Origin of the sequence: Allobosea sp. 2KB_26 (assembly GCF_052115715.1) — a bacterium.
Taxonomy (GTDB): domain Bacteria; phylum Pseudomonadota; class Alphaproteobacteria; order Rhizobiales; family Beijerinckiaceae; genus Allobosea.
On the sequence record NZ_JBFRHE010000001.1, the window covers coordinates 1,459,846 to 1,471,356 of the forward strand.

The 11,511-nt window shown below is 65.5% G+C and carries 10 protein-coding genes; 5 read left to right on the top strand and 5 right to left on the bottom strand.

From position 1 onward, the window contains the following. Positions 1-43: 43 nt before the first annotated feature. Positions 44-1,111: an isocitrate/isopropylmalate dehydrogenase family protein gene (locus AB4099_RS07070; protein ID WP_441477503.1), complete on the bottom strand. Its 1,068-nt coding sequence runs from the start codon at positions 1,109-1,111 to the stop codon at positions 44-46. 2 nt (positions 1,112-1,113) lie between these two features. Further along, the gene (locus AB4099_RS07075) at positions 1,114-2,532 is read right to left on the bottom strand and encodes an MmgE/PrpD family protein (protein WP_441477504.1); all 1,419 of its coding nucleotides are present in this window, start codon (positions 2,530-2,532) and stop codon (positions 1,114-1,116) included. Between the two features lie 122 nt (positions 2,533-2,654). Here AB4099_RS07075 and AB4099_RS07080 point away from each other — a divergent pair, with 122 nt between their 5' ends. Next, positions 2,655-3,341, top strand: a complete 687-nt coding sequence (locus AB4099_RS07080; protein WP_113516124.1) for an FCD domain-containing protein — start codon at positions 2,655-2,657, stop codon at positions 3,339-3,341. On the opposite strand, the gene AB4099_RS07085 is transcribed toward AB4099_RS07080, so the two are convergent. The 3 genes from AB4099_RS07085 to AB4099_RS07095 all read right to left on the bottom strand — a co-directional run bounded on the left by AB4099_RS07085 (position 3,342) and on the right by AB4099_RS07095 (position 7,387). Continuing rightward, positions 3,342-5,072 (bottom strand): ABC transporter permease, encoded by a 1,731-nt coding sequence (locus AB4099_RS07085; RefSeq protein ID WP_441477505.1) that lies wholly within the window; start codon positions 5,070-5,072, stop codon positions 3,342-3,344. It abuts the gene before it with no gap. Positions 5,073-5,176: 104 nt separating this feature from the next. Next, positions 5,177-6,238, bottom strand: coding sequence for an ABC transporter substrate-binding protein (locus tag AB4099_RS07090; RefSeq protein WP_113516122.1), 1,062 nt, complete (start codon positions 6,236-6,238; stop codon positions 5,177-5,179). A gap of 54 nt (positions 6,239-6,292) precedes the next feature. Further along, positions 6,293-7,387 (bottom strand): ABC transporter ATP-binding protein, encoded by a 1,095-nt coding sequence (locus AB4099_RS07095; RefSeq protein WP_069878942.1) that lies wholly within the window; start codon positions 7,385-7,387, stop codon positions 6,293-6,295. Positions 7,388-7,726: 339 nt separating this feature from the next. Between AB4099_RS07095 and AB4099_RS07100 the strand changes: the two genes are divergently transcribed. The 4 genes from AB4099_RS07100 to AB4099_RS07115 all read left to right on the top strand — a co-directional run bounded on the left by AB4099_RS07100 (position 7,727) and on the right by AB4099_RS07115 (position 11,508). After that, entirely contained in the window at positions 7,727-8,428 is a 702-nt protein-coding gene (locus AB4099_RS07100) for an FCD domain-containing protein (RefSeq protein ID WP_441477506.1), read from the top strand. A gap of 32 nt (positions 8,429-8,460) precedes the next feature. Further along, positions 8,461-9,903: an MmgE/PrpD family protein gene (locus AB4099_RS07105; RefSeq protein ID WP_441477507.1), complete on the top strand. Its 1,443-nt coding sequence runs from the start codon at positions 8,461-8,463 to the stop codon at positions 9,901-9,903. A gap of 95 nt (positions 9,904-9,998) precedes the next feature. Continuing rightward, entirely contained in the window at positions 9,999-10,961 is a 963-nt protein-coding gene (locus AB4099_RS07110) for a tripartite tricarboxylate transporter substrate binding protein (RefSeq protein WP_441477508.1), read from the top strand. A 49-nt stretch (positions 10,962-11,010) separates the two neighbouring features. After that, positions 11,011-11,508, top strand: coding sequence for a tripartite tricarboxylate transporter TctB family protein (locus AB4099_RS07115; protein WP_441477509.1), 498 nt, complete (start codon positions 11,011-11,013; stop codon positions 11,506-11,508). Positions 11,509-11,511: the final 3 nt, after the last annotated feature.

The window sequence follows — 11,511 nt, forward strand, 5'->3', positions numbered from 1 at the left end:
GGCTCAGGATCATCGGAGCGGAACGCGTATCCGGCCCGCTGATCTAACCGATCGCCCTGATGATCGCCTCGGTCATGCCACGGGTGCCGGTGGTGCCGCGGATGTCGCGCGTGCGCGTCTCGGACCCCGAGAGCGCGGAGCGGATCGCCTCTTCCATCGTGCGTGCGGCCTCCACCGCCTGCGGCAGGGATCGGACCCGGCCGAGATGCTCGATCAGCATCCGCGTCGACTCGATCATTGCATAGGGATTGGCTACGCCCTTGCCGGCAATGTCGGGCGCCGAACCATGCGTCGCCTGCGCCATGGCGAGGCCGCCCTCGCCGATGCACAGGCCGGGCGCCATGCCGAGCCCGCCGACCAGCCCCGCGGCTTCATCGGTCAGGATGTCGCCGAACATGTTCGTCGTCACCACAGTGTCGAAGCTCTGCGGATCGCGCACCAGGCGCATTGCGAAGGTATCGACGATCACCTCGTCGATCGTGACATCGGGATAATCCTTCGCCGCCTCGTAGCAGCTCTCCACGAACATGCCGCAGCCGAGCTTGAACACCGTGTTCTTGTGCACGAGCGTCAGGCGCTTGCGCCGCGACCGGGCGATGTCGAGCGCGGCACGGGCGACCTTGCGGCTGCCCCTGCGCGAGATGACGCGCACCGAGATTGTCAGGTCGTCATTGGGCCGGAACTCGCCCGAGCCCATCACGACATTGCGGTCCGGCTGGAAGCCCTCGTTGTTCTCGCGCACGATGACGAGGTCGACATCGTCATAGATGCAGCCGATGTCGGGGTAGGATCGCGTCGGGCGGACATTGGCGAACAGGTCGAAATGCTTGCGCAGGATCGGATGCGGATTGATCGCGCCCGGCCCCTTTGGATAGGCCTGATGACCGATCGGCCCGAGGATGAAGCCGTCGAAGGTGGCGAGCGTCTCCAGCGTGCCATCCGGCAGCGTCGTGCCGTGGCTATCAAGCGCGGCGCGGCCGATAGGCATGGGCCGCCAGTCGATGGCGAGTCCGTGCCGGGCGGCCGCTGCGCGCGTCACCTCGACCGCAGCCGGGACGATCTCGTGGCCGATATCGTCCCCGTTGAGGACGCCTATGGTGAGCTTCGCCATGGTCAGAGCCGCAAAGACGCCATCAGGCGCTCGATCGAGGGCAGAGTGTCCAGGTCGCGCACCATGGCGATCACGTCCTCGATCCGTTCCCGGCCGAGACTGGCGAAGCCCGCGGTTTCGCGGAACTTGTCCGAGACCTCCTCGTAGCTCATCGGGTTGGCCGGACTTCCCTTGCCGAAATCGGCCCGGCCCGAGATGGTCCGGCCATCTTTCAGCGTAATGGCGATGAGGGTCGTCATCTTGTCGTAACCGGCGGCCTCGGCCTCATCGTCCACCACGAAATCGACCCGCTCGATCATCGCCTTGACGTCGGCGCGGTTCACCACCCCGTCGGTGAATTCCGCAAGGCCGGCTTTGCCCTCGATCAGGAGGATCGCCATGCAGAACTCCATCGAGAACTTGGCCTGGAGCTCGTTGGTCGGCCGATGGTGGATCAGCGCGTTGGGCATGTTGTGGTTGGTGCCGATGCGGACCCGCTCCACCGCGTCCGCGGTGATCCGGTTCTCGCGGATGAGACGCAGCATCTCGGTCATACCCGGGTGGGTCAGCGAGCCTGAAGGATGCGGCTTGATCGAGATGCCGGGCGCCGCAAAGGTCCAGGGCGCCCCGAGCTGATTCAGGATGGCGCCCGCGTCATAGCCGCCGCCGGCAGCCCGGAAGAAGCCACGCGGCGCCTCCAGGATCTTGTCCGTGGCGCTCCAGCCATATTCGGCGAACTGCGCCGCCGCGACGCCGCTCTCCGACGAGCGCCCGGCATGGAAGGGCTTGGTCATCGTGCCGAAATTCTCGCGCAGTCCGGCCGACTGACTGCCGGCGATGGAGAGCGCTCGCAGGGTCTGGTCGAGGTCGAGCCCCATCAGCCTGGCGCTGGCCGCCGCTGCCGCGAAGGTGCCGCAGGTGGCCGTGGCGTGGAAACCGGTCTGGTAATGCCGCGGGTTGATCGCCTCCGCGATCTTGCACTCCACCTCGACGCCAAGATGGTAGGCGAGCATCACATCGCGCCCGCTGGCGCCTTTCGCCTCGCCCATGGCAAGCGCCGCCGGCAGCGCAGGTGCGGTCGGATGGGTGAGGAGCCCGTAGACCCGGTCCTTGGCCACGGCAAGCTGGGTATCGTCATAGTCGTCGGCGTGAATGCCGACGCCGTTGGCGAAGGCCGCGAAGCGCGGCGCAACCTTCAGCCGCGAGCCGATGACCGTGGCCGGTCCAGCCGCCAGGTTCAGATCGGCGAGATGGCGGCGCACATATTCGCCGCTATGGGCGACCGAGCCCGACAGCGCCAACCCGAGCCCGTCGAGGATCGATTTCTTGCCGAGAGCGACGACATCGCCGGGCAGATCCGCCAGCGACGCATCGCAGATGAAGGACGCAACATAGCGCGTCAGACCGTTTTCCGAGGGCGAAAGGTTATCGGGCGTCTTCATGGCGTCCTCCAGGCTAGGCCATCAGCCTCTAATTGTCTTTTGCTGATTGTCAACAGTTTAAGATCCAATGGCGTTGCCCGGCTCCGACTGATAGATTGAGCCAATCACACGGAACCCAGTGCATGAGCCTCGATATCGATTCCGCCCTGCAGCTTCGCCGCAACCAGTCCCTGACCTCGATCATCCGCCACGAGTTGGAGCAGATGATCGAACGGGGCGAACTGAGTGCCGGCGAGCGCCTCAACGAGAACGCGCTCGCGGCCAGGCTGGGTGTCAGCCGGGGGCCGATCCGCGAGGCATGCCGGGGGCTCGAGCAGAGCGGGCTGGTGAACGTCGTGGTCAACCGCGGCGTGTTCATCCGCGCGCTCGACGGGCGCGAGGCAGCCGAGCTCTACGAGATCCGCGCGGCGCTCTATGGTTTGGCAGGCAGATTGCTGGCGCCGATCGTCACCGACGAGCAGGTCGCCATCCTCTCCGGCTATGTCGCGGAGATGGATGCCGCGATGGCAGCAGGCGACCTCAACAGCTTCTATCCCGGCAATCTGCGCTTTCACGAAGCCATCGTCGAATTCGGCGGCAATGGCCGCCTCGCGGCCGAATGCGCCGCCATCCACCGCGAGATGCACCTCCTGCGCCGCCGCACCCTCGATATGCCCGGTAGGATGACGACCTCGAATGACGAGCACCGCGCGATCCTCGAGCGGATCGCGGCACGCGACGCCGTCGGCGCCGAAGCTGCACTGGAGGAACATGTCCTGATCAGCCGCAGCGCATTGTTCGGCCCGCTCGGCCATTACCCGGATACCTGATCAGCCGCGGACCGGTGCGACTCTCACTCCGCCGAGGAGCGGCAGGCGGTTGGCGAGGAACACGACCGCGAACGAGACCATCAGCAGCATGATCCCGAGCACCGAGATCGCGCCGAGATCCCCGGATTCGTTGAGGTCGTAGATGATGACCGACACGAGCTTGGTGTCGGCCGTGGTCAGCAGGATTGTCGCCGAAAGCTCGCGGATCGTGCCGATGAACACGAAGCACCATGCCGCCACGACATTGGAGCGCAGCAGCGGCGCGGTGATGGTTCGCAGCGTCGTCATCCGCGTCGCGCCGAGGATGCGCCCCGCCTCCTCCAGCTCGACATGCACGCTCTTGAAGGCGGACGAGAGCTGCTGGTAGCCCGCGGGCATCTCGATGGTCAGGAAGGCGATCAGCAGGATCCAGAGCGTGCCGTAGAGCGGCAATATCGGACTGGAATAGCTGAGGAAGAGGCCGACACCGAGGACGATGCCGGGGATCGCGACCGGTGCGGTCGCGAGATAGCCGAGCAGCGGAGCCCCGCGCGAGCTGCCGCGGGTTACGAGATAGGCCACGACGAGCGCGATCGCGGTGCCGATGGTCGCCGTGAGGAAGCCGAGCAGGAACGTATTGCGCAGAGCGAGCTGTGTCGCCGAGAACTCGAAGAACACAAACCAGATATGGTGCAGCGTGAAGCTCTCGAAGGTCAGCGGTTCCGCCACCGTGCGGGTGAGCGCGGTCTTCACCAGCGCGGCATAGGGCATCAGCACTGTCAGCGACAGGACGAGGAAGGTGAAGCCGAGCGCCAGCCATTTCCAGCGCCCGAGCACCGTGATGCGCGCGCTCCCGCTCTTGCCGCCGACCGTGGTGTATCCGCGCCGGCCGAGGATGCGCCGCTGTGTCCAGAGCAGCAGGATCGTGACCAGAAGCAGCGGCAGCGCCGCCGCCGCTGCGAGCCCGGGCTTGGGCGGATACTGGAACAGGCTCCAGATCTTGGTGGTGATGACGTGGAAATTCGCCGGCAGGGCGAGGATCGCCGGCGAGCCGAACATGGTCAGCGCCTGCAGCACCGCGATGAGGGAGCCCGCGAGCATGGCCGGTAGGACGAGCGGAACCGTCACCTTGCGCAAGGTCGTCCACAGGCCGCCGCCAAGGATGGCGGACGCTTCCTCGAGTTCGGTCGGAACACGCTCGAGTGCGTTCGTCACCAAGGTGAAGACGTAGGGAAACGTGTAGCAGGCGATCGCGAAGACGAGGCCGGACAGGGTGTAGATGTCGACGAGGTACTCGTAAGGGTCGAGGTCAAACAGCCAGCGGTAGACGGCGTTGATGATGCCGCTATTGGGCGCGGCCAGGATCTCCCAGGCGATTGCGCCGAGGAAGGGCGGGGTCACGAAGGAGGCCATGACGAGCCCGCGCACCAGCGTGCGGCCCGGCATGTCGGTGCGGGCTACGATCCAGGCCAGCGGGGTCGCGATGGCACAGGACAGCACCCCGACGCTGAGCGCCATGGTGATCGCGACGATGAATGGCCGGCGCAAAGTTGCATCGCTGACCAGCGCCCTGAAGTTCGCGAGGCTGAGGCTGCCGGACTGATCGGTCACGGCATAGTAGCCGAGCCAGCCGAGCGGCAGCACGACCAGCACGGAAAGGACGACGGTCAGCAGCACGAAGATGGGCCGCGACCAGTCGATGGCGACGCGGCGTATGGGAACTCCGGACACGATCCCGGTTATCGCAGTCATGAGGATCTCCGTGCGCCGCCGGCGCGCCAGCGCCGGGTGCAGCTCTCGTCATAGGGCGATGCACGGCGCGCAGCTTCCGCGCCGTGAGGTCCGCGCGGAACGGATCAGGTGCCGAAATACTCTTCGTATTTCTTCTTGATCATCTCGATATTGGGCTCGAGCTTCACCGGATCGGAATAGAGCAGCTTGATCTTGGAAAGCGGCGTCCGCGTCTCCTTCTCCTTGACGCGCGGGTGGAACGAGCGCAGCCCGCCGGAATCGCTGTTGAGCTGCTGCGTCTCCTGGTCGAACAGGAAGGAGTAGAACAGCTTCGCGGCATTGGGGTGCGGCGCGTTCTTCATTATCCCGCCATGACCGATGGCAATCGGCGTGCCCTCCGTCGCATAGACGATCTCGACGGGAACGCCGGACTCCTTGAGCATGAACATGTTGTATTCGTTGCCGTCGGCCTCGATCGAACGCTCACCCTGGGCGAGTTTCTTCGGCGGCTCGGTCGATGACTGGACCTGCATGATGCGCTGCTTGCCGAGCTTCTCGAAGAACTCCCAGCCGAGCGCCCGACTGAGGACGTCCGTGCCGGTCATCACCGTGCCGGAATAACCGGGATGGGCCTTGACGATGCGGCCCCGCCATTTGGGATCGAGCAGGTCGGCATGGCTCTTGGGCGCATCCTCCGCCCTCACCTGCTTGCTGTTGTAGCCGATGACCGAGAGATGCGCCCGATAGGCCGCATAGTAGCCGTCGGCATCCTTGGCCTCCTTCGGCCAGTCCTTCGCGACTTCGGCCGGCACGGCCTGGGCCAGCCAACCATTGCGCTTGAACAGGACGAAATGCACCGCGTCGGAGGTTTCGACGACGTCGGCATTATGGATCGAGCTGCCATATTCCTGGCTGAGGCGCTGGAACACGCGCTCGGAACCGGAACGCTCGACCTTCACCTTGATGCCGGGATATTTCGCCTCAAACGCGCTGCCGACCTTTTCGGAGACCGCCACGTCGGTCGCAGTGTAGAAGGTGACCGTACCTTCCTTCTTCGCCGCCTCGATGAGCTCCGGCGTAACCTGATAGGGGGCCGGTGCCTGTGCCAGAGCGGGTATGCTTCCGAGAGCCGTCGAGAGCAGAAGGCCGGCCACCACGGATCGTCTGTCGAACATTGGGCGTGTCATTCTCGTTCCTCCTCATTGTTATGATGTTGGCGAGATTGCTTTCGCGCCCCCGGTTCAGCGGGCGAGCGCGCGGCAGTGCTCCTGTGGAAAGTGCAGCCAGACCGGTTGGCCGCGGTCGATGGCAAGATGCGGTTCGGCAACCGTGCGGATTTGCGCGCCGCCGGGAAGTTCGATCAGGTAGTCGCGATGCGAACCGAGATAGACTTGGCGCAAGACCGTGCCCTGCGCCCGGTTCGGCCCGTCGCCCTGCGGCTTGGCGTCCAGCACGATGTCATGGTGGCGCACCGAGACGACGCCATCCCCGCCGGCCGAGAAATCGCCGGTGCCGCAGCGAAGCTTCAGCGGGCCGCACTCGACCGTATCGGCATCGAGCCAACGGCCCTTCAGGATGTTGGTGCCGCCGAGGAAGCGCGCCACGAACTCCGATTGTGGCCGCTCATAGATCTCTTCGGGGCTCCCCGCCTGCTCGATCCGGCCCTGGTTCATCACCACGATGAGATCGGCCGTGGTCATGGCCTCGGCCTGATCGTGCGTCACATAGACGGTGGTGTAGCGATAGGCGTCGTGGAGGCGGCGGATCTCGAAACGCATCTCCTCGCGCAGATTGGCGTCGAGATTGGAGAGCGGCTCGTCGAGCAGCAGGATCTCGGGCTCGACGACGAGCGCGCGCGCCAGCGAAACGCGTTGCTGCTGCCCTCCGGAGAGCTCTCCCGGATAGCGTTCGGCCAGCGGCTTCAAGCGCGTGACGTCGAGGATCTTGTCGACGAGCCGCGCGATCTCGGCCGACTGCATCTTCCGCAGCGACAGGCCGTAGCCGATATTCTCGCGAACGGTCATGTGCGGCCAGAGCGCGTAGCTCTGGAAGATCATCGACATGCCCCGCCGCTCGGGCGGCTCGCTCCAACCGGCCGACGAGATCGTGCGCCCGCCGACATGGATTTCGCCACCCTTGGGCGTGATGAAGCCGGCGATGAGCCGCAGCGTGGTCGTCTTGCCGCAACCCGACGGCCCGAGCAGGCAGACGAGATTGCCCTTCTCGACATTCAGATCGACGCGATCGACCACCGTCATCGCACCGTACCGCATCGTCAGATCGGCAAGTTCCAGAAACGCCAATGCATCCTCCCAGACGCGATATCGCCTGGACATCCGGGGTCCGGGCTTCGTTTTTCTGGATCGGCGGCGAGCAGGGACGCCTGCTCCGCCATCCCAATTTGGATACGAGCTAAGTGCCAATCCTGAGGATTGTCAACAATAAGCATTCTACGATCAACCCTGGGCTGCGCTTGAACGGTTGTGCAGTGGGCCGACCCGATCGTTGCGCCTCGGCGGCAGCCGGCAGGTCCAAGTCCCGATATCGGTCTCCGGCGGCGTGGACCTGCGCCGATCTGTTCCCTCCCCGAGACGCGCGACAGACCTCATGAGAGCACGGCAACCTCAAAATTGCAAACTGTTGACAGTTTTCTGTAGACGCTGATATCAGAGCCTATGACCATTCCAGACGATGCCCTGACCATTCTGAGGACACGCTCGCTTTCGGGTGTGCTCGAACGCGAAATCGAGAGGGCGATCCTTGCCGGCGACATTCCGCCGGGGAAGCGGGTCAACGAGAACCATCTGGCGATCCGCTTCGGCACCAGCCGCGGCCCGGTGCGCGAAGCGCTGCGGGCCCTTGAGGGGCTCGGCCTGGTCGAGCTGATCCCCAATCGCGGCGTCTTCATTCGCCAGCCGGCGGTCGAGGAGGCCATCGAGATCTACGACGTGCGCACGGTGCTGTTCGGTCTCGCCGGCAAGCTCCTGGCCGAGCGGGTCAGCGAGGCGGAGGTGGCGCGGTTGAGAGACTATCTCGAGCAGATGGAAGCGGCGGCGCGCCACCGAGACTTCGACCGCTACTACCCGCTCAACCTCGCCTTCCACGAATTCATCATCGATGCCTGCGGCAATGGCACGCTCGCCGCGCAATATCGCGGGCTGGTCAAGAAGCTGCACCTGTTCCGTGCCCGCAGCCTGGTGCAGGGCGGCGGCCTGGAGGTTTCCAACTCGGAGCATCGCGAGATGGTCGAGGCCATCGCCGCCCGCGATCCCGAGCGTGCCCAGCGCGCCCATTCCGACCATGTCGCCCGCGCCAAGGCGCGCCTGCTCGCCGCCTACGAGAAGACCGAGGCACAGCCCACGCGTCTGACCAACTGACGATCTTCGTTCAAGAGAAAGCCGGATACGCCATGACCGAGCTCAATCACGTTACTGCCTCCGCCGTCGCGTTCATCGAGAGGGCGAGCTATGACGATCTGCCAGTCGAGGCGCTGCGGATCGGCCGGCGCTGCATCATCGATACGCTTGGACTCTACCTCGCCGGTGGACTTGAGGACTCGGTGCGCATGCTGGCCGCCGATGCCGCGGAAACCGGCGGCAAGGCCGAGGCACTGCTGATCGGCCATGGCCATACCCGCGTTCCCGCGGCTCTGGCGGCGCGCGTGCTTGGCACTGCCGGCCATGCTCATGACTGGGACGACACTCAGGTTTCGAACGACCCGCGCCACGTCTACGGCCTGCTGACCCACCCCTCGGTGCCCCCGCTGACCGCTGCGCTGGTGCTGTCGCAGCGCCTTGGCGGCGTTGACGGCAAGCGCCTCATGCTCGCCTTCCAGACGGGGTTCGAGGTCGAATGCAAGATCTCGGAATGGATGACGCCGCGCCATTATCGTCGAGGCCATCACAGCAGCGGCACGGTCGGCACCTTCGGCGCCGCCGCCGCCGCTGCGAAGCTGCTCGGCCTCAAGGGCGCAGAGCTGGCGCATGCCCTCGGCATCGCGGCGAGTTTCGCTGCCGGCATCCGCTGCAATTTCGGCACGATGACCAAGCCGCTTCACGTCGGGCGCGCTTCGGAAAACGGCGTCACCGCGGCCCTGCTCGCTGCACGCGGCTTCACCGCGGACCCAGCGGCGCTCGACGGCACCTGGGGCTTTTTCCAGGTGATGGGCGAGGGACTTTCTGAAGAGAAGCTGCCGCAGGGCTTCGGCGAGACGCTGACGATCGCTGAGCCCGGCATCAGCATCAAGCCCTACCCTTCTGGCATCCTGACCCACCAGTCGATGGACGCGATGCTGGCGCTGGTGCTCGCGCATGACCTCAAGCCCGAGCAGGTCGAGCGCATCCGTTTCTTTGCCGGCAGGAACATCCTCGAGCCGATCCGCTATCCGCTGGCGCAGAACCACCTCCAGGCCAAGTTTTCGATGCCCGCGCTGCTCTCGATGATCGCGCTCTGTCGCCGCGCCAGCCATCACGAGTTCAGCGACGCGTTCGTGGCCTCGCCGGCGATGCAGGACATGCAGAAGCGCACCGAAATCCTCAACGACCCCGAAATCGATGCGCGCGGCTACGACAAGATCCGCTCGCGCATCGAGGTCGAGACCAAGGACGGCCGGACCCTCGTGCAATGGGCCGACGAGCGCTATCGCGGCGGCCCGGACAATCCGATCAGCGACGCCGATCTCGAAGCCAAGTTCCGGATGTGTGCCGAGGGCGCGATCACCGATGCGGCCCAGAACCGGCTGCTCGATCTGGCCTGGGGCGTCGACGCCCTGCCGCGGATCGAGATGCTCGTCGAGCAACTCGTCTTCGACACCACCCCGGCGGTCCGGCCACTGCGCAACGCCGCGCAGTGAGACGGTCCGGCGCGGACAATCTGCGTCGCCGCACGAATCGAACGAGGCCTCTCCGAAGCAGGGAGGCCCATTCATCGATCTCAGGGAGAGAAACCATGCGACATCTGGCCATCGCCACAGCCGTCGCCACCAGCCTCTCGGCCTGGTCGGCAGGCGGCGCCGCCGCGCAAACGCCGGTCGACTACCCGCATAAGGTGGTGACGCTCGTCACCCATTCGAGTCCGGGGGGCGGCAGCGACGTCTTCCTGCGCGAAATGGCCAAGCACCTGCCGAAATACATCAAGGCGACCTTCGTCATCGAGAACGTGCAGGGTGGCAGCGGAGCCCGCGCCGTCTCGCGGCTGGCGACGGCGCCCGCCGATGGCAGCGTCTTCTACGCGACGACGCCGACCTATATCTACACATCGCTGCTTTCGAAGACGCAGCACGGCTACAAGGACGTCGAGCCGCTGGCGAACTTCTTCACCGACTCGGAAGTGATCTACACCCGCACTGATGGCCCCTACAAAACCCTCAAGGACGTGATCGACAAGGCGCAGACCTCGCGCGGGCGGTGGGGCGCGGCGAACCCGGCCTCACTGGAGCGCCAGGCGGCCGAGCAGCTCAAGAAGGCGGCAGGCGTGTCCCCCGCCGTGGTCTCGCATGAGGGCGGCGGAGATCTGATGATCAACGTGCTCAACGGCACGCTCGATATCGGCATCGGCGAGATCCCGGAACTGCGGCCGCAACTCGAGGCCGGCAAGATCCGGTTGCTCGCGACCTTCGACGCCAAGCGCATGGAAGCCTTCCCCAACGTCCCGACGGTGAAGGAATCCGGCTACGCGATCGCGCTCGACAAGTTCCGTGGCCTTGCCGGCCCCAAGGGGGTGCCGCCGGCGATCACCAAGATCTGGGACGAGGCCGTGCCAAGGATCCTGGCCGATCCCGAGTACCAGAAGGTCTACAGGACCGAGAGCCTGGTCGCGAACTTCATACCCCACGACCAGTACCAGGGCTTCGTCCAGAATTTCGGCACCGTCACCGAAGCTTTCCTGAGGGAGAACGGCGTCCTGAAGTGACGCCGCACTCCAGCGACCATGTACGCAACCCGTCGGGAAAGACCGTAGCATGAGCGGGCGAACAGCTCCGAAGGATCTGGCAGGGGGGCTCGTCGTGCTCGCCATCGCGATCCTTTACTACCTCGGCATCGGCGACATCGCGGAGAGTTCGCTCGCCGACGATGTCGGCGCGGGCGGATTGCCGCGTATCCTCGCCTTCGTCCTGGCCGGGTTCGGCGTGGTCCTGGTGGTCCGCGCCATCATCGAGGGCGCACTGGCGCGGACGCCGACGCCTGCCGCGATAGTCGCTCAACCCGGGGATGACGACCCGATCGCGCCGCTCCCGCGCGCGCTCGGTTTCCTCGGCTTCGGTGCGGCCTATGTCGTGCTCGTGCCGATCATCGGCTACCTGCCCGCCATCGCCCTCCTGATCGGAGCGATCGCTCTCTTCGAGGGCGCGGCGGCGAACTGGAAGACCGCGCTGATCGCGATCGGCGGGGCCGTCGGCTACTGGGCGATCTTCGTCAAGCTGCTCGGCGTGCATCAGCCCTCCGGCTGGTTCTTCTAAGGG

What these genes read in the sequence shown, in the direction of transcription:
- AB4099_RS07070 (WP_441477503.1), bottom strand. Translation starts at nt 1,111, where the DNA reads ATGGCGAAGCTCACCATAGGCGTCCTCAACGGGGACGATATCGGCCAC.
- AB4099_RS07075 (WP_441477504.1), bottom strand. Translation starts at nt 2,532, where the DNA reads ATGAAGACGCCCGATAACCTTTCGCCCTCGGAAAACGGTCTGACGCGC.
- AB4099_RS07080 (WP_113516124.1), top strand. Translation starts at nt 2,655, where the DNA reads ATGAGCCTCGATATCGATTCCGCCCTGCAGCTTCGCCGCAACCAGTCC.
- AB4099_RS07085 (WP_441477505.1), bottom strand. Translation starts at nt 5,072, where the DNA reads ATGACTGCGATAACCGGGATCGTGTCCGGAGTTCCCATACGCCGCGTC.
- AB4099_RS07090 (WP_113516122.1), bottom strand. Translation starts at nt 6,238, where the DNA reads ATGACACGCCCAATGTTCGACAGACGATCCGTGGTGGCCGGCCTTCTG.
- AB4099_RS07095 (WP_069878942.1), bottom strand. Translation starts at nt 7,387, where the DNA reads ATGTCCAGGCGATATCGCGTCTGGGAGGATGCATTGGCGTTTCTGGAA.
- AB4099_RS07100 (WP_441477506.1), top strand. Translation starts at nt 7,727, where the DNA reads ATGACCATTCCAGACGATGCCCTGACCATTCTGAGGACACGCTCGCTT.
- AB4099_RS07105 (WP_441477507.1), top strand. Translation starts at nt 8,461, where the DNA reads ATGACCGAGCTCAATCACGTTACTGCCTCCGCCGTCGCGTTCATCGAG.
- AB4099_RS07110 (WP_441477508.1), top strand. Translation starts at nt 9,999, where the DNA reads ATGCGACATCTGGCCATCGCCACAGCCGTCGCCACCAGCCTCTCGGCC.
- AB4099_RS07115 (WP_441477509.1), top strand. Translation starts at nt 11,011, where the DNA reads ATGAGCGGGCGAACAGCTCCGAAGGATCTGGCAGGGGGGCTCGTCGTG.